Here is a 17,428-nt window from a genome sequence, read left to right as displayed (position 1 = left end):
CTGGGGACTTCTGAAGACCCTACGTGCCTCCCTACTTCTTTCCCTGCTTGGCTGGCCTGCTCAAACAGAAAAGCACGCACCGTGAGGCAGCGGGCCAATTTGAGCGAAAAACCAGAAACCAAAGGAACCGGGGGCGGGGATGAGCGTTTCCTCGCATGCTCAAGAAGATCGCCCTCGCTGCCGTCCTGATCCAAGTCGCAGCCGTTGCGGCGCTCGTAACTCAGACGGTGCTCTTCACGTCATCCACCGCTACCCAAGCCGCGAACGTGCAGCCCGGCGAAACTATTGCGGTCACGGAGAAAGCATGCGCCAAGGCGACGTGGCCAGATATCCCAGAACATTGCCTGAAACGAATTGAGCCGAGAGAGCGCACGTTCGTCCTGACCGCGGCGCGATAGAAGCCCGCCACCGTGATCTCATGGTCATCGGGAAAGGCGATCTCCGTTGAGGGGGTCGTCGCAACGAAGGATCATATTCGTGATCTCGGTGCCAGGCCTCAGGGGGAACGAACCGCTCCGTTATGAGTTAGCACTTCATGATGTACACCCTGGAGCACAACGGACGCGGCGCGATGGCCGATCTCATGATCCTGGAACTGGCCAAGGCCAGACTGCGCGTTAAGCGGGCGGAGCTCGCCCTCGGGCGCGCCAAGGAAATGCTGGACGAAGACTGCGGAGTCGGAATCAATATCGCGCTCTGCAGCAGGATAAGGGCCGCTGAGCGGCGTGTGATCGAGGCCAGAAAGCACCTGACGAAGATCGATCCATCAGCACGCGCGAATTCGAGTGCTCTATGATTTTGGGTTTGTTCCCATGATGATCGCGGCCTTCGACCTTGAAACTGCGAGAAACGGCAACGTATATCGCGCCGCAAGGCTTGCGATGCTGACGCAGCAAATGATGCTGCATATCGAGCGCACGGACGCCTCGGCGCAGAAAGTCGAGCAAGTGCTGGCTACGTTGGCTGAAGCAAACGCGCTCATGCGGCAGTAGCGTCGCGCGCCACGGTCGGCGACGGCGCGGTGCCTGAGATTGTGACCCTCTCCATCCTGGTCAGTCGTCGCGGCCTTCCGGCCAACACCTCCACAATTCCCGCTCCAGCACTGCGGCAACCATGTCCCCCGGACAGCGAGCCCGGCGCATCGTGTGCGGCCTCGTGCTCGACAAGGAACCGGTCGTCGTGCACGCGCTCGACGGCTTCGGTTAGGCCAGCGATTGTTCAGCTAGTGGATCGAGCCTAACGCTTGGTTCCCGCGTTTGACAGCGGCAAGGCTTTGAACGCGGCGTAAGTCAGGTACAGTCCAAGGACCAGCGTAATCGCGGCAAAGATGTAGAAAAGGTCTTCGAAATGAAACATCTTGAAATAAATCGCCAGCGCTTCCGGTGAAAGGAAGAGCAGGAGCAAACCACGGATCAGGATTGACCATCCGATGAGGGTGACGACGACCGGCAGGATTCCGCCTGCCCAGACATTGTGCCCGAGCACCATGGCGAGACCCGCAATCGATGCAATCATGCCGATAACCAGGACCAGCGGTGGGTCCTGAATGAGCCTGGGCACGGTCGCGACAAACGACTGCTTGTGCATGAGCATGAATAGCGCGGCGAGAATAAAGAACAGGCCAATCAGTCTGCCGAGGAAAATCGTACGAGGTAGCATGGTTGCCTCCCGAACTCACCCAGAGCCGTCGGCGGCTATCTTACACCCTCGGCTGGACTCAAGTGTCTGATTTTCACCACTAGCCGCCGCGGGAAAGCATCAGGCAGATCATGGCGAGCGCTTGTGCCGGCATTTCATCTAAAAGCGCTCGGCCTGGAACCTCCGGCCTCGCAGCGCGTTTCACGGCGTCCCGTCCGTGGACCAGCCCGGATATCTCTCCCGGCGCTGCGATAAATCAGGAGCCCGCTTCATGCACGACAAGCTGTTTCATTCACCGGTCGCACTGACCGTCGGCCTTGGCTTCAAGCGCGAGATTGCCTCGCTTGCCGAAATGCACGATTTCCTGACCAACTGGACGACCTCCCGCCGTGGCCCGCTCTTTCGCAACGCGGTGAAGGCATGTGATCTCGCCGTTCCGGGTTATGTGACCATCGAGCAGGCGCGCCGTGCCCTGGTCGAATTTGCCCACGCTGCCGGCATCCTGTGGCCGGATCTCGAGCCGGCCGCAGGCGTACACGCCGTTGCCCGTGGTTATGGCGGTTACGCCGCCTGACGCCACCTCCCATCGTGGCGGCTAAATCTGCACCAGCCACCACGGAAAGCCCGGCTTGGCCCTCCCCAGCCGGGCTTTCGCTTTTCCAGCCGGGAAACCGCAGGCCCGTGGTCGGGACTGAAGCCGGCCGCTGCGCGACAATCAACCTGTCGAACGCTTGCGACGAGCTGACCCGAAAATCTTTATAAAATTCCTATTTCTTTTTGCTCCGCGCCGTCTCGAACCTTTATGGCGATCGGGTCCATATCACCCTTCAGAAAACACATCCGGTACCGCCGCCAAATGCGACGGGCCGTTTTCACGTAATCGCCGACCTGTCTGTATCAGGCGAAAGTGGAAGACCGACCTGCCTGTATCAGGCGAAAGTGGAAGACCGGAAGCAAGGAACAAGCACAATGGACATTATTGTTCTCGGGATAGGGATTTTGTTTTTCGCCCTGTCCTTCGCCTACATCAAAGCCTGTGACATTCTTTAACGCGAGGACCGCAAAAATGCTCGTCGACTATATCCTCGGTGGCGGCGTGACGCTGTTCCTGCTCGTCTACCTGACATACGCCCTCGTTCGCCCAGAACGCTTCTGACAGCAATTGGCGCAAGGCACGGAAAGCTACAACCATGACTCTCAACGGATGGCTACAGATCCTCGTCTACTGCGGGATCGTCGTTTTGCTGGTGAAGCCGCTCGGCGGCTACATGTACCGCGTCTTCAACGGCGACCGGACATTTCTTTCGCCGGTTCTAGGCCCGATTGAACGCGGGCTTTATCGCATCGCGGGAACCAGCGAGCGCGAGGAACAACACTGGACCACCTATGCGGCAGGCATCATGTTCTTCAGCGTTGTCAGCTTCCTGGTGCTTTATGTCCTGCAGCGGCTGCAAGGCGTCCTGCCTTACAATCCGGCGGGCATGACCGCCGTCGAACCCAATCTCGCCTTCAACACCGCCGTCAGCTTCGTAAGCAACACCAACTGGCAGAACTACGGCGGCGAAAGCACGATGTCCTACCTCGTGCAGATGGCCGGCCTCACTGTGCAGAACTTCATGTCGGCAGCGGTCGGTATCGCCATCGCGGTCGCGCTGATCCGTGGCTTTGCCCGCGCCTCAGTCAAGTCCATCGGCAATTTCTGGGTCGATATCACCCGCTGCACCCTCTATGTGCTGCTGCCGCTCTGTATCGTCCTGACCCTCGTCTATGTCTGGCTCGGCATGCCGCAGACGCTCGGCGCCTATGTCAACGCCACGACGTTGGAAGGCGCGCAGCAGACGATTGCGGTCGGCCCGGTCGCGTCGCAGGTGGCCATCAAGATGCTCGGCACCAATGGTGGTGGGTTCTTCAATGCCAATGCCGCGCATCCTTTCGAAAATCCCGATGCGATCTCCAACCTGATCCAGATGGTGACGATCTTCGCGCTCGGCGCTGCCTTGACCAACGTCTTCGGCCGCATGGTCGGCAACCAGCGCCAGGGCTGGGCGATCCTGGCCACCATGGGTGTCCTGTTCATCGCCGGTGTCGCCGTCTGTTACTGGGCGGAAGCTGCTGGCAACCCGCTGGTGCACGCGCTTGGCATCGACGGCGGCAACATGGAAGGCAAGGAGAGCCGCTTCGGCATCGCCATGTCGGCACTGTTTGCCGTCATCACGACCGCCGCGTCCTGCGGCGCGGTCAACGCCATGCATGACAGCTTCACGGCACTCGGCGGCTTCATCCCGATGATCAACATGCAGCTCGGCGAAGTCATCGTCGGCGGCGTTGGCGCCGGCTTCTACGGCATCCTGATGTTCATCGTCGTCGCGGTCTTCGTTGCCGGGCTGATGGTTGGCCGCACGCCGGAATATCTCGGCAAGAAGATCGAAGCCAAGGAAGTCAAGATGGCGATGCTGGCCATCCTCAGCCTGCCGCTGGCGATGCTGATCTTCACGGCCATTGCGGTGGTGCTGCCAAGCGCCGTGGCATCGATCGCCAATGCCGGCCCGCACGGCTTCTCTGAGGTTCTCTACGCCTATACCTCGGCGGCGGCGAACAATGGCTCGGCCTTTGGCGGCCTCAGTGGCAACACGCCCTGGTACAATATAACGCTCGGTATCGGCATGCTGATGGGACGCTTCCTGGTCATCATTCCGGCGCTGGCCATTGCCGGCTCGCTGGTGGCCAAGAAGACGGTCCCGGCCTCAGCCGGCACCTTCCCGACCGATGGCCCGCTGTTCGTCGGCCTGCTGGTCGGCGTCATCCTGATCGTCGTCGGCCTGACCTTCTTCCCGGCGCTGGCGATCGGACCGATCGTCGAACATTTGGCGATGATCCATGGGCAGACCTTCTGAAACCGCCCCGCCTTGGATAGAAGTCATGTCCTGGTTCAGCATCATGCGTCGCAAGGTTCGGTCTCGAGCCGACAATGAGGGGGAGGCAACTCCCCCTCCCTTCCCGACCATATCCACATTCCTAGGCATTGCGGCGGTCATGATCGTGATCTGGCCGCTGGTCTACGGGCCACCCTTTTCGGCATCCGATCGATCGGTGCCATCCAACAACAGCGAAGCCGGAGCTCCAAAATGAGCCACTCAAAATCTGCCAGCATCATGGATGCTAGCATCTTGTGGCCCGCCATCGGCGGGGCCTTCAAGAAATTGAACCCGCGCACCCTGATCAAGAATCCGGTGATGTTCGTCGTCGCCGTCGTCTCGGCGCTTACGACCGTCCTGTTCGTCAGGGATCTGATCACCGGCGGCGGCGATTTCAAATTCACGCTGCAGATCATCATCTGGCTGTGGTTCACCGTGCTGTTTGCCAACTTCGCCGAAGCCGTCGCCGAAGGCCGTGGCAAGGCGCAGGCGGATTCGCTGCGCAAGGCGCGCACCGAGACCCAGGCCAAGCTTTTGACCGGTGAAGACCGCACGAAATACAAGCTGGTGCCCGGCACCAGCCTCAAGGTCGGCGATGCCGTGCTGGTCGAGGCCGGTGACATCATCCCGTCCGACGGCGAGGTGATCGAAGGCGTCGCTTCGGTCAATGAGGCGGCGATCACGGGCGAATCCGCGCCAGTCATCCGCGAATCCGGCGGCGATCGTTCGGCGGTCACGGGCGGCACGCAGGTGCTGTCCGACTGGATCCGCGTGCGCATCACCGCGGCCTCCGGCCATACCTTCCTCGACCGCATGATCTCGCTGGTCGAAGGCGCCGAGCGCCAGAAGACGCCGAACGAGATTGCGCTCAACATCCTGCTCGTCGGCATGACGCTGATCTTCGTGCTGGCCACTGCGACGATCCCGAGCTTTGCCTCCTATTCGGGTGGCTACATCTCGGTGACCGTGCTGGTCGCGCTGTTCGTGACCCTGATCCCGACGACGATCGGCGCCCTGCTGTCGGCCATCGGCATCGCCGGCATGGACCGCCTTGTGCGCTTCAACGTGCTGGCCATGTCCGGCCGCGCCGTCGAGGCGGCCGGCGACGTCGACACGCTGCTGCTCGACAAGACCGGCACGATCACGCTCGGCAATCGCCAGGCGACGCAGTTTCGCCCGGTCAAAGGCGTCACCGAGCAGGAACTGGCCGACGCGGCGCAACTCGCCTCGCTCGCCGACGAGACGCCTGAAGGCCGCTCGATCGTCGTGCTGGCCAAGGAAAAGTACGCCATCCGCGCCCGCGACATGGCAACGTTGCACGCCACTTTCGTGCCCTTCACCGCGCAAACCCGCATGAGCGGCGTCGACATCGATGGTTCGTCGGTCCGCAAGGGCGCCGTCGATTCGGTTCTTGCCCATGTCAACCAGTCGACATCAGCCTCTCATGGCACGCGCCCAAGCAGCGAATCCGTCCGCGATCTGCAGGCCATCGCCGACGAGATCGCCAAGTCGGGCGGCACGCCGCTGGCGGTCGAACGCGACGGGCGCCTGCTCGGCGTCGTCCACCTCAAGGACATCGTCAAGGGCGGTATCAGCGAACGCTTCACCGAACTGCGCCGCATGGGCATCCGCACGGTGATGATCACCGGCGACAATCCGATGACGGCCGCGGCGATTGCCGCGGAAGCCGGCGTCGACGACTTCCTCGCCCAGGCGACACCCGAGGACAAGCTGAAGCTGATCCGCGACGAGCAGGCCAAGGGCAAGCTGGTTGCCATGTGCGGCGACGGCACCAACGATGCGCCGGCCCTGGCCCAGGCCGATGTCGGCGTCGCCATGAACACCGGCACGGTGGCCGCGCGCGAGGCCGGCAACATGATCGATCTCGACAGCGATCCGACCAAGCTGATCGAGATCGTCGAAATCGGCAAGGCGTTGCTGATGACGCGCGGTTCGCTGACCACCTTCTCGATCGCCAACGACGTCGCCAAGTATTTCGCCATCATTCCGGCGATGTTCGCCGTCTTCTACGTCGCGCCGGGACAGACGACCGGCCCGCTGCAGGCGCTCAACATCATGCATCTGGCGACGCCGCAGAGCGCCATCCTGTCGGCCATCATCTTCAACGCGCTGATCATCATCGCGCTGATCCCGCTGTCGCTGAGAGGCGTCAAATATCGTGCCATCGGCGCCGGCGCGCTGCTCCGCCGCAACCTGCTCGTCTACGGCCTCGGCGGCATCATCGTCCCCTTCGTCGGCATCAAGGCGATCGACATGATCGTCACCGCCCTCGGCCTCGCTTAAGGAATACGTCCATGCTCACCCAGATAAGACCCGCGATCATCATGATCGTCTTCTTCACGGTGCTGACCGGCCTGATCTATCCGATCGGCATGACCGGCATCGCCCAGGCGCTGTTCCCGCGCCAGGCCAATGGCAGCCTGATCGAGAAGGACGGCAAGGTGATCGGCTCCGAACTGATCGGCCAGGGCTTTGCCAGCGATCGTTACTTCCACGGCCGCCCCTCGGCCGCCGGCGACGGCTACAACGCCGCCGCCTCGAGCGGCAGCAACCTCGGCCCGACCAATCCCAAGCTGATCGATCGCATCAAGGGCGACGCGGAAAAGCTGAAGGCGGAGAATCCGAACCAGCCCGTGCCGATGGACCTGGTGACGACGTCCGGCAGCGGCCTCGATCCGCATATCAGCCCCGAAGCGGCCTACTTCCAGGTCGCCCGGGTGGCCAAGGCCAGGGGCGTCGACGAAGCCAAGGTCAAGGCGCTTGTCGACAGCCAGGTCGAGGGCAGGGAGCTCGGTTTCATGGGAGAACCGGTGGTCAACGTGCTCGGTCTCAACCTTGCGCTGGACGCCGCGAAATAGTGAATGGTGAGGTCCGGGGATCGACAGTATCCCCGGCGCCATTCATGATCGATCCTGATGCCGGACGACAGCCGCAACGAAACCAGACCTTCTCCCGACGCGCTGCTTGATCATGCCGAGCGGGAGGCGCGCGGCCGCCTGAGAATATTCCTGGGTGCAGCACCCGGCGTCGGCAAGACCTACGAGATGCTGATGTCGGGTCGCGCCAGGCTGGCCGACGGCGTCGACGTGGTGATCGGCGTCGTCGAAACGCATGGCCGCAAGGAAACACTGGCCCTGGTCGAGGGCTATGAGGTTATTCCCCGCCGCAAGGTCGACTACAAGGGGCGCATCCTTGACGAGATGGATATCGACGCCATCCTCGCCCGGCGCCCGGCGCTGGTTCTCGTCGACGAACTCGCCCACACCAACGCGCCCGGCAGCCGCCACCCCAAGCGCTACCTCGATGTCCAGGAAATCCTGACGCAAGGCATCGATGTCTACACGACGCTCAACATCCAGCATGTCGAAAGCCTGAACGATGTCGTCGCCCAGATCACCAAGGTCAGGGTCCGCGAGACGGTTCCCGATTCCATCATCGACCAGGCCGATGATGTCGAAATCATCGATCTCACCCCCGACGACCTGATCAAGCGGCTCGAGGAGGGCAAGGTCTATTTCCCCAACACCGCCCAACGCGCCATCGAGAACTATTTCTCGCCGGGCAATCTGACGGCGCTGAGGGAACTGGCGCTGCGCCGCACCGCCCAGCGCGTCGACGACCAGTTGCTGATCCATATGCAGGCCCACGCCATTCCCGGACCGTGGGCAGCAGGCGAAAGGGTCCTCGTCTGCCTCGACGCGCGCCTGGGAGGATCGGCTCGCGTCCGCTATGCACGCAGGCTGGCCGATCGGCTCCGTGCTCCCTGGACGGCGCTGCATGTCGACAGCCCTCGCTTGGCCAGCATGCCCGAGGAGGACAAGGACCGGCTCGCAACCAACCTGCGCCTCGCCCAACAACTTGGTGCCGAGGTGACGACGATTCCGGGTCAGAATGTGGCGCAGGACATTGTGCGCTATGCGACGGCGAACAATTTCACCCATATCGTGGTCGGCAGGCCGACCCGATCGCGCTGGCGCGAATTGATCGAAGGCTCGCTCACCTATGATCTCATCCGCAATGCCGGCGACATCAGCGTTCATGTCATTTCGGGAAATGAACGCAACACCGAGGCGACGTCGAGGAGCGTCAAGACGGCGGACGAGCAGAAGCAGTTCCAGATAGGGCCCTATCTGCTGTCCACGGCCTATGTCGTGGGTTCGCTCGCCTTCAGCGCGGTCCTCGACCAGTTTCTCGACGTCCGCAATCTCGCCATCATCTTTCTCATCGCGGTGCTGGCATCGGCGGTCACCGGCGGACTGTGGCCGGCTCTGTACGCCTGTCTCGTCAGCGCCCTTGCCTTCAACTATTTCTTCCTGGAGCCGCGCTACACGCTGACGATCCGGGATCCGGAGAGCATTGTTGCGCTTGGCGTCTTCCTGGTTGTCGCCGTCATTGCCAGCAATCTGACGGCGCGCGTGCAACGCCAGGCGGTCGCCGCCCGCTCGCGGGCGCGGGCCACCGAGGACATCTACCTCTTTTCAAAGAAGCTCGCCGGTGCCGGCACGCTCGACGACGTGCTCTGGGCCACCGCCTTCCAGATCGCCTCGATGCTGAAGCTGCGGGTGGTGCTGCTTTTGCCGGAAGACGGAACGATCACCGTCAAGGCCGGCTATCCGCCCGACGATACGCTGGCCGAGGCCGACATCGCAGCCGCCCGTTGGGCCTGGGAGCACAATCGTGCCGCGGGACGCGGCGCCGACACGCTTCCGGGCGCCAAGCGCCTCTATCTTCCCTTGCGGACCGGGCGCACGGCAATCGGTGTCATCGGCCTCGACAACGACAAGCAGGGCCCGCTGCTGACGCCCGAGCAGCAGCGCCTGCTCGATGCGCTGGCCGACCAGGCGGCGGTCGCCATCGAGCGCATCCAGCTGGTCGCAGATGTCGACCGCGCCAAGCTCGCTGCCGAGGCGGACAGGCTGCGCTCGGCACTTCTCACTTCCATCTCGCATGATCTGAAGACGCCGCTCGCCGCCATAATGGGCGCGGCCGGCACGCTGAGGGAATTCGCGCCGGCACTTCCCGAACAGGACCGGGCGGAGCTGCTGACGACCGTGCTCGACGAATCCGAGCGATTGAACCGCTTCATCGCCAATCTGCTCGACATGACCAAGATCGAGTCCGGCGCGATGGAGCCGAACTATGCTTTCCACTATGTCGGCGACATCGTCGGTTCCGCCCTGCAGAGAGCCAGGAAAATCATCGCCGAGCACAAGACCGAGATAGACATCCCCTCGGATCTGCCGATGTTGAAGGTCGACCCCGTCCTGTTCGAGCAGGCGCTGTTCAATCTCCTCGACAATGCGGCGAAATACGCGCCGCCCGGCTCGACGATCCGCGTGCAGGGCTGGACCGACAATGGTTCCGTCATCCTGCAGATCATGGATGAGGGGCCGGGCATCCCCTCCGGCGATTTGGAACGGATTTTCGACACGTTCTACCGGGTGCGCAAGCGCGACCAGGTTCGTGCCGGCACCGGGCTTGGGCTGTCGATCTGCCGCGGCTTCATCGAGGCGATGGGGGGCACGATCACGGCGGCAAACCGCACCGACCGTTCGGGCGCGGTTTTCACCATCAAGATGCCGAAGCCGGCGAACCCGCCCGCCCTCGACGCCTCGAATGCGGACGACGATGTGGGTGACTTGGCATGACAAACTCGAACGTCAGGATACTGGTTGTCGATGACGAGCCGCCAATCCGCAAGCTGCTGCGCGTCGGCCTCGGCAGCCAGGGCTATGCGATCAGCGAGGCGCCAAACGCCAGGGTGGCGATCGAACTGATGGAGGCCGAGAAACCGGATCTCGTCCTGCTCGACCTCGGCCTGCCCGGCATGAGCGGCCATGAGCTGTTGCGCAAATGGCGCGACGACGGCCTCGACATTCCGGTGGTCATCCTTTCCAGCCGCACCGACGAGGCCGGTATCGTCCAGGCTCTGGAACTCGGCGCCGATGACTATGTCACCAAGCCATTCGGCATGAACGAGCTGATTGCGCGCATCCGCGTGGCGCTGCGCCACAAGTTCCAGCAGCAGGGTGAAAAGCCGGTGTTCCACACTGGCGACCTGTCCGTCGATCTGGTCAAACGCATCGTCAAGGTCGAAGGCAAGGACGTAAAGCTGTCACCGAAGGAATACGACATCCTGCGCATCCTGGTGCAGCACGCCGGCAAGGTGCTGACCCATCATTTCCTTTTGAAGCAGGTCTGGGGCGATTCGACCGACGTGCAGTATCTCAGGGTCTACGTCCGGCAGCTCAGGCAGAAGATTGAGAAGACCCCCGACCAGCCGCGCTACATCACCACCGAGACCGGTGTCGGCTACCGCCTGCGCGAGGTCGAATAGAGCGAGGGGCCATTCGACCTCTCGGGATCGCGGTCTATCTCTTCGTTTTAACGCAATGCCCTCAGGGAAGGCGCTACGCGCTTTTCCCCGTTTCACACTTTTCCTGGAATTGCTTTAACCAACAGCCTCCTGCAGACGGTTTGCCGTTGACGATGTCCGCAAGGCAGCCAGGCAGCCGACAATGCCGAGCGGCACGAAGGCGAGGAACAGCCAGGACGCGACATTCGCCGCCGCGTCATGGTTCAAACCTTGCGAAAAGCCACTGGCATTGGCGACGATGCCGGCAAGTGCTGCACCCACGGCATAGCCGATGCGCTGCATGGTCGGCACCGCCGCCGATGCGATGGTCTGCTCGCCCTCCGGAGCGGAGGCGACGATGACGCGCGTCAGGAACGGCCAGGCGATGCCGAAGCCGCCGCCCTGCAGCAGGGCGCAAAGCAGGATCAGCGGAATGGAGCCCAGTGGTATCGTATAGGCAAAGCCGGCGATGCCTGCCGCGATCATGACCGCGCCGCCAACGATGATCAGCCGCTCGCGTTGCGGTGGCGCATTGGCGACGAGGATCGACAGGATCGACCAGGCGATCGATTCGGCGGCGATGATGTAGCCGGTGGTGAGCAGCGGAATGTTGTGCAGGCTGGTCAGGATCAGCGGCCCGTAGACGCCGAAAGAACAGGTCGCCACTGAAAAGGCGGCGACCATGGTCATGCCGGCGCCGACCGGTGTGCGCCACGAGAATAGCCGCGCCGGAAAAAGCCGGGAGCGCGGCTTCAGCGCATCGATGGAGAAGAACAGCACCAGGCCGATGAGGCCGAGGACCATCAGCAGCGACGAGCGCAGCAAGGCGATGTCGACGCCGGCCGAGGCGATCAGCACCACGGCGACGGCAAGGCAGCCAAGTGCTGCGAACGGGAAGGGCGGTGCCTTGCCGGTGCTTGTCCTGGGTTTCGTCGCCTCCGGCGTGTTGAGCACGATGAAACTTGCCAGCGCCATGGCGGTGCCGCCGAAGGTGAAGATGCCGAAGGCCCAGCGCCATGACAAAAGCTCGGTCATGATTGCACCGAGCATCGGGCCGCTGAACGCGGCAACGCCCCAGATCGCCGACATGATGCCGAAAAGCTGCGGCCAGATGGCGCGCGAGAACAGCCGCTCGACCGAGACGAAGGCCAGCGACACCAGCGCGCCGCCGCCAAGCCCTTCGATCAGGCGGCCGGCAAGGAACAATTGCATGGAAGGCGAGGTGGCGCAGATCAGCGCCCCGGCGGCATAGAGGAGGGCGGCGACCACCATGTTGGTGCGCAGGGGGACATAGCTCACCAGCCGCCCGGCCGCCGCGCCGGCGACTATGGCGCCGAGCTCATAGATGGCCAGCGACCAGCCGACGAGCTGCACGCCGGCCAGTTCGCCGACCATGGCCGGCATCACCGTCGCCACCATCGTCTCGTTGGTGGCGTGCAGCAGGATGCCGAGGCTGATGAAGCAGAAACGCGCCAGGTCGCCGCTTGCCCACAAAGCGCGCCAGTCGACCCTGTTTGTGCTGATTTCGGTCATTTCCCCCCTGCCTTCCATATCTCGATGCCAGCACATGGCGCCAGAAGCCAGTATGGGTTTCCGGCAGGACCATGCGCAGGCAGGAGCGTGCATCGCGCGCCGCATCAAGGGCGCTGCTCCAGTCGGGGCAGGCTTCTAAAACCTCAACCGGGGTTGAGCTCAAGCGAAATTTTTCGAGATATTTGCGGCAGGCGACCGGGGGTCAATTCTCGGTGCTGCGCAACTGGAACTGGCTGACGCCGATGGCGAGGTTGATGCCGGTCTGCGTCTGCAGGCTGAGTGGCTGCAAGGTGAAGGCCTGCGAGGAGCCGCCGACCAGCAGATTGGCACCGGCGCCGACGGCTGCCGTCACTTCCGCGCTGGCGCCGAGATAGTCTCCGGCCAGCGCGCCTGGCGCGTAGATGTTCTTCAGCGGTGTCAGCACCAGCCATTGCATCACTGTCTGCTTCGTGGTGCCGATGTCGAGGCCGTATTTGTTGACGGCGCCGAAATAGGCTTCCGGTGCAAAGGTCTTGTCGGCGGGGTTGAAGGTGCAGCTCAAATCCTTGCTCGAGCCGAAGATGAAACCGGTGCCGCCGCCGATGGCGCAATCCAGCACACCGAGTTCGATGCCCTTGTCCTGTGCATGCGCCGTCCCGGCAAGCGCGGTGGCGAATATGGCAGCAGCGATGGCTGTCTTTGGCATGCGGTCCCCCAGCGGTTCGGAACCGCTCTATCTTTTTGTTTTGACGCAATTCCCTAAGGGAAAGCGCTACGCGCTTTTCCCGGGAAGCCCGTTTCACACTTTTCCTGGAATTGCTCTAAAAATCAAACGGCGCAGAACCATCCTATCTGGTTCCGCGCCGCAGGTAGAGGGGTCGTGGAGCGCATGGCTCCCTGCACTCACTTGAGCGAGTGGATCAGCTCGAGCGAGGTCACCGCCAAGGCGAGGTTGACGCCGGTCTGTGCCTGCACGCTGAGCGGCTCCAGCATGAAGGCGCTGTTGAAGCCACCGACCAGCAGGTTGGCGCCGCCGCCGGTCACCACGCTGGCCTCGGCGTTAACGCCGTAGTAGCTGCCGGCGAGATCGCCCGCGTCACGGTCGCGTGTTGCCGCCAGCACGGCCCAGGCGAGCTGGCCCTGATGCGTCTGGCCGACATCGACGCCGATCTTGGAGATGACGCCGGTGTAAATCTCCGACGGTCCGTGATGGTAGGGGCGGAAGACACAGGACACGCCCTTGTTGGAGGCGACGATGTAAGAGGTGCCGCCGTCAATGGTGCAGTCGAGCGTTCCGAGCTGCAGCTTGCCGGCGCTGGCAGGGCCGGCAGCGAACACCGTCGTGGCGAGAGCAGCAGCGCAGGCGAGTTTCTTGATCATGGGAGGGTCCTTTCGCAAATTGCTTGGAGTAACGGCTTGGGTGGCCAGACCGTTCCGCCGAAAACTTGGCGCGAACAAGGCACGGGTCAGCACCTTGCTGCCGGGGTTAACGCGCGGTTGCCGGATTGACGGCTTTGCGGCGCCGCCCGCTCTTTCGGCCAGCGCTTTGATACGCGCCTAAGTCGCACCGCTGACGCGGGCGAGGCCATCCTTGGCCGGCTGGTAAGTCGGATCAAGATGCACGGCTTCGCGGTAGGATTTCCCGGCCTTGACCTTGTCGCCGCGCCGCTCGTAGATCAGCGCCTGATTGGCCCAGGCCTCGGCGTTCTTGCCGTCGAGCTTGATCGCCATGTTGAAGTCGGCAAAGGCGTTGTCTTCGTCGTTCGTGGCCAGATAGGAAAGCCCGCGGCCGTTGTAGGGCTCGGCGGCGTCCGGCGCCAGCGAGATGGCGGTCGAGAAATCCTCGATGGCGAACTTGTGCTGGCCCTGGCTCTGATAGATCAGACCGCGATTGTGGTAGGCGCGCGCATCGGTCGTGTCGAGCTGGATTGCCTTCTGGAAGTCGTTGAAGGCGTCCTGTGTGCGACCCGCCTTGCGGTAGAGGTTGCCGCGGCCGATATAGGCGGCGTCATAATTGCCGTTGATCTGGATCGAATGGTTGTAGTCGTCGAGCGCAGCCTTCTGATTGCCGAGGAAGCGCTGAATGAGCGCGCGGTTCGAATAAGCCTGGAAGAAATTCGGGTTGAGCTGGATGGCGGTGTCGAAATCCTTGAGAGCCGCCTGGTACTGGCCGCCCCGGCCATAGGCGGAGCCGCGCACATTGTAGCCTTCGGGATCCTGGGGATTGCGCTGGATCACCGCCGACAGCGAGGAGATGTTCTCGCTCGACCCCTGCGCCTTGTCGATGTTGTTGAATTCGCCTGTAGGGCCAGCCGTCTGGCAGCCGGCAAGCGCCAGCCCGGAAAGCAGAGCTGCCGTCAGGGCAAAGCCGCGCAAAGGGGTTCTGCGCTCCACGCTGATTGCGTTCATGTCTGCCCTGTCCTCGCTTTAGCCGCGTCGATCGGTCCGAGTCCCCCCTCCGGGCCGGGTCGTAGTTTTCGTAAAGTGTTAGAGCGTCCTTTGTGCGTCCGTGTGGACGCCTGTCGCCCTAAACAAAAAGGTGGCGGCGATTCCGCATCGCGCCACCTCTAGTATCCTTCGAAAAGGACGAAAAATTGGCGTTAGAACCGCGGCGGACGCGGAGCACCACCTGCACCGCCGGCGGCGCCAGCAGCAACCGGACGCGGCGTCATCGGCAGCAGGCCTTCGCGCTGAGCGCGCTTGCGGGCCAGCTTGCGGGCGCGGCGCACGGCTTCGGCCTTTTCACGGGCGCGCTTCTCGGAAGGCTTCTCGTAATGGCCGCGCATCTTCATTTCGCGGAAAATGCCTTCGCGCTGCATCTTCTTCTTGAGCGCGCGAAGCGCCTGATCAACGTTATTGTCGCGGACGAGTACCTGCACGGGCAATCCTGTCTTTCGGGTTTGATATCAACAGGCAAGCGGCCATAGCCGCAAGCCTCCGCGGCGATCTACACCACGAATTGTGGCGGCTGATAGCAGAATCAGGCCGCGCTGTCCACAGCCGAAATGAACATCAGCGGCCAAACCGCAGCCGGTTTGCCGCCAGACAGGGAGCCGACTACGCCGTAGCGAGGTGAAGCCGCTCGAAATCCTCGAAGAACTCGCCATAGTCGCAGGTGATCTCCTCGCCGGCCGCGATGTCGCGGGTCGCGGTCGCGCCGCCATACCGCGAAAAGTCCGTATTCGGCCGTTCGGCGTGATTCATGAAGCGCCCATTGTCGACCTCATAGACCATGAAACCGGGACGATCCGGGCTTGGATAGGCATAGCGGTCGAGCAATTCCCTGAGATGCGGCGGTGCTGCCTCGTATTTCTGCAACGGAATCAACCGGTCGAAATCCGGATCGAGCCGCCAGATCGAGGCGCCTTTCCTGATCGGCTCGGCGGCGAACACGCCGACCCCTTCGATTGCGCTCGCAGCCACATAGGTTCTGATCAGCATCATGGTTCGAGGACCCGTTTCGACAGGAAACGGCATCGCCAAATCGCACAGAAAAAGCAAGACCGGCCGCCCAGGTTTGCGGCAATGAACATGCATCCTGGCGGCGAAAAGCCTTCACGTCCGGTTGATCGACACGCCGCCATCGGCAAACAGCGCGGCTCCGGTGGTGAAGCTCGAAGCGTCGGAGGCGAGGTAGAGCGCCGAGCGGGCGATCTCTTCCGGTACCGCGACACGCTTCAGGGCATGCAGGTTTTCGACGAAAGCCCGCGATTCAGGGGTCTTGAAGGTTGCCGCCGGTGTGTCGGTGCCGCCGGGCAGCAGCGCGTTGACCCGCACGCCTTTCGGGCCATATTCAGCCGCCAGCACCTGCGTCAACCCGATCAGGCCGGCCTTGCTTGCGGCATAGCTGGTCATGCCGGGCATGCCGACGGTGTTACCGACGAAGGTGGAGGTGAAGATCAGCGAACCACCGCCGCGCTCGACCATCGCCGGCACCTGATATTTCGCGCCGAGAAAGGCGCTGGTAAGGTTGGTGTCGAGCGTCTCGCGCCATCTCTCCAGAGACAGGTCCGAAATCGGTCCCATCTGGCCGACGGCGCCGGCATTGTTGAAGGCGATGTCGAGCCCGCCGAATTTTTCGACCGCCAGATCGACAAGGGCTTTTGCATAGGCTTCGTCGCGGACATCGCCGGCAAGCGCGACTGCCGTGCCGTCGGCGTCCTCGATCTCGGCGACAAGCGTATCAAGCTCGGCCTGGCGGCGGGCGGCGACGATGACCCTGGCGCCTTCCTCGGCGAAGAGTTTTGCCGTGGCGCGGCCGATGCCGGAACTGGCGCCGGTGACAATGGCGATCTTGTTGGCGAGTGCGAGCATGGCTGTCGTCCTTCTGTCGGTCCTGTCTGGCCGACTGGTGCCGGCAACGAGGTCCGTTGATCGCAGGCCACGCCTTCCGGCGACACCCGATACCTGCGCAGTTGGATCTTGCTGACGATGGACGGAAGCCAGCCGCTCGCGAAAGGCGAGGCCGGTTGGGCGGACTATTGCTTCAGCAACCAGCTGAGGCGATCGAGCGAGAATGCGTAGCTGATGGCGATGAGCAGGGCGACGATGATGCCCGTGGTCGTGTAACCGGCCAGGTAGAACCCAGCCGCACCGCCGAACAGGATCGTCAGTTCCAGCACCAGCCGCACCGCGCCCGGTACCGGCACGGGGGCACGGCCCGACCGGCTTGGATCGTTGAGCACGGCGAAGGTTCCCCACAGGACAGCCGCAATGAGCGGCAGGGCCAGAGCCAGGATCCAGCGCCACCATCCGTCGGAGAGCCCCCATCCCGCCAGACCGAGGCCGAGCAAGGCGGCAAGCTCCAGCAGGAAGCGCAACGTCAAATTCCACCAGGCGTTGCCCATAATCGTCCTCCTCGAGTGCCGCGACAGGCAATGTGACTGAAGGCAGCCATGGCGGCCAGATCGCATGCGTCTTTTTCGGCGCGGCGCAAAACGGCAAGCACCGTCGCAAACAGCGCAAGGGTGGAAGCTGCGTTTCGCTA

The 17,428-nt window shown here is 62.9% G+C and carries 19 protein-coding genes; 10 read left to right on the top strand and 9 right to left on the bottom strand.

Annotation, left to right across the window (positions count from 1 at the left end):
* Window positions 1–155 precede the first annotated feature (155 nt).
* From ACFFNA_RS24725 to ACFFNA_RS24715, 3 genes are all read left to right on the top strand, one after another.
* On the top strand, window positions 156–398 hold the full coding sequence (locus ACFFNA_RS24725) for a hypothetical protein (RefSeq protein ID WP_378922325.1): 243 nt from the start codon (window positions 156–158) through the stop codon (window positions 396–398).
* A gap of 137 nt (window positions 399–535) precedes the next feature.
* Window positions 536–796: a hypothetical protein gene (locus ACFFNA_RS24720; RefSeq protein WP_378922323.1), complete on the top strand. Its 261-nt coding sequence runs from the start codon at window positions 536–538 to the stop codon at window positions 794–796.
* A gap of 16 nt (window positions 797–812) precedes the next feature.
* Window positions 813–992 carry a hypothetical protein gene (locus tag ACFFNA_RS24715; RefSeq protein ID WP_378922321.1) on the top strand — a complete coding sequence of 60 codons (180 nt, stop codon included), beginning with the start codon at window positions 813–815 and terminating at the stop codon, window positions 990–992.
* Between the two features lie 244 nt (window positions 993–1,236).
* Here ACFFNA_RS24715 and ACFFNA_RS24710 read toward each other — a convergent pair whose 3' ends face one another.
* A complete protein-coding gene (locus tag ACFFNA_RS24710; RefSeq protein WP_378922320.1) occupies window positions 1,237–1,659 on the bottom strand; it encodes a hypothetical protein in 423 nt (140 codons plus the stop codon).
* A gap of 250 nt (window positions 1,660–1,909) precedes the next feature.
* Between ACFFNA_RS24710 and ACFFNA_RS24705 the strand changes: the two genes are divergently transcribed.
* The 7 genes from ACFFNA_RS24705 to ACFFNA_RS24675 all read left to right on the top strand — a co-directional run bounded on the left by ACFFNA_RS24705 (window position 1,910) and on the right by ACFFNA_RS24675 (window position 10,911).
* Window positions 1,910–2,212, top strand: coding sequence for a DUF982 domain-containing protein (locus tag ACFFNA_RS24705; protein WP_378922318.1), 303 nt, complete (start codon window positions 1,910–1,912; stop codon window positions 2,210–2,212).
* A gap of 492 nt (window positions 2,213–2,704) precedes the next feature.
* Window positions 2,705–2,794 (top strand): K(+)-transporting ATPase subunit F, encoded by a 90-nt coding sequence (locus ACFFNA_RS24700; protein WP_023669708.1) that lies wholly within the window; start codon window positions 2,705–2,707, stop codon window positions 2,792–2,794.
* 34 nt (window positions 2,795–2,828) lie between these two features.
* The gene (gene kdpA / locus ACFFNA_RS24695) at window positions 2,829–4,532 is read left to right on the top strand and encodes a potassium-transporting ATPase subunit KdpA (protein ID WP_378922315.1); all 1,704 of its coding nucleotides are present in this window, start codon (window positions 2,829–2,831) and stop codon (window positions 4,530–4,532) included.
* 231 nt (window positions 4,533–4,763) lie between these two features.
* Window positions 4,764–6,857, top strand: coding sequence for a potassium-transporting ATPase subunit KdpB (gene kdpB / locus ACFFNA_RS24690; RefSeq protein WP_378922313.1), 2,094 nt, complete (start codon window positions 4,764–4,766; stop codon window positions 6,855–6,857).
* 11 nt (window positions 6,858–6,868) lie between these two features.
* The gene (gene kdpC, locus ACFFNA_RS24685; protein WP_378922311.1) at window positions 6,869–7,432 is read left to right on the top strand and encodes a potassium-transporting ATPase subunit KdpC; all 564 of its coding nucleotides are present in this window, start codon (window positions 6,869–6,871) and stop codon (window positions 7,430–7,432) included.
* Window positions 7,433–7,489: 57 nt separating this feature from the next.
* Window positions 7,490–10,222 (top strand): DUF4118 domain-containing protein, encoded by a 2,733-nt coding sequence (locus tag ACFFNA_RS24680; RefSeq protein WP_378922309.1) that lies wholly within the window; start codon window positions 7,490–7,492, stop codon window positions 10,220–10,222.
* Window positions 10,219–10,911, top strand: coding sequence for a response regulator transcription factor (locus tag ACFFNA_RS24675; protein WP_378922307.1), 693 nt, complete (start codon window positions 10,219–10,221; stop codon window positions 10,909–10,911). Before ACFFNA_RS24680 ends, ACFFNA_RS24675 begins: the two co-directional genes overlap by 4 nt.
* 114 nt (window positions 10,912–11,025) lie before the next feature.
* On the opposite strand, the gene ACFFNA_RS24670 is transcribed toward ACFFNA_RS24675, so the two are convergent.
* From ACFFNA_RS24670 to ACFFNA_RS24635, 8 genes are all read right to left on the bottom strand, one after another.
* The gene (locus tag ACFFNA_RS24670) at window positions 11,026–12,462 is read right to left on the bottom strand and encodes an MFS transporter (protein WP_378922305.1); all 1,437 of its coding nucleotides are present in this window, start codon (window positions 12,460–12,462) and stop codon (window positions 11,026–11,028) included.
* A gap of 202 nt (window positions 12,463–12,664) precedes the next feature.
* Entirely contained in the window at window positions 12,665–13,147 is a 483-nt protein-coding gene (locus tag ACFFNA_RS24665; protein ID WP_111548729.1) for a DUF992 domain-containing protein, read from the bottom strand.
* Window positions 13,148–13,344: 197 nt separating this feature from the next.
* Window positions 13,345–13,821, bottom strand: a complete 477-nt coding sequence (locus tag ACFFNA_RS24660) for a DUF992 domain-containing protein (protein ID WP_378922303.1) — start codon at window positions 13,819–13,821, stop codon at window positions 13,345–13,347.
* A gap of 177 nt (window positions 13,822–13,998) precedes the next feature.
* Window positions 13,999–14,850, bottom strand: coding sequence for a tetratricopeptide repeat protein (locus tag ACFFNA_RS24655; RefSeq protein WP_111548727.1), 852 nt, complete (start codon window positions 14,848–14,850; stop codon window positions 13,999–14,001).
* 191 nt (window positions 14,851–15,041) lie between these two features.
* On the bottom strand, window positions 15,042–15,320 hold the full coding sequence (gene rpsU, locus ACFFNA_RS24650) for a 30S ribosomal protein S21 (protein ID WP_023810129.1): 279 nt from the start codon (window positions 15,318–15,320) through the stop codon (window positions 15,042–15,044).
* A gap of 178 nt (window positions 15,321–15,498) precedes the next feature.
* On the bottom strand, window positions 15,499–15,885 hold the full coding sequence (locus ACFFNA_RS24645; RefSeq protein WP_378922300.1) for an SET domain-containing protein: 387 nt from the start codon (window positions 15,883–15,885) through the stop codon (window positions 15,499–15,501).
* Window positions 15,886–15,996: 111 nt separating this feature from the next.
* Window positions 15,997–16,755 carry an SDR family oxidoreductase gene (locus ACFFNA_RS24640; protein ID WP_378922298.1) on the bottom strand — a complete coding sequence of 253 codons (759 nt, stop codon included), beginning with the start codon at window positions 16,753–16,755 and terminating at the stop codon, window positions 15,997–15,999.
* 164 nt (window positions 16,756–16,919) lie between these two features.
* On the bottom strand, window positions 16,920–17,288 hold the full coding sequence (locus ACFFNA_RS24635; RefSeq protein WP_378922296.1) for a DUF2568 domain-containing protein: 369 nt from the start codon (window positions 17,286–17,288) through the stop codon (window positions 16,920–16,922).
* Window positions 17,289–17,428: the final 140 nt, after the last annotated feature.

Source organism: Mesorhizobium kowhaii (assembly GCF_042431665.1).
Classification (GTDB): domain Bacteria; phylum Pseudomonadota; class Alphaproteobacteria; order Rhizobiales; family Rhizobiaceae; genus Mesorhizobium; species Mesorhizobium kowhaii.
This window is presented reverse-complemented; position numbering and strand designations above follow the sequence as displayed.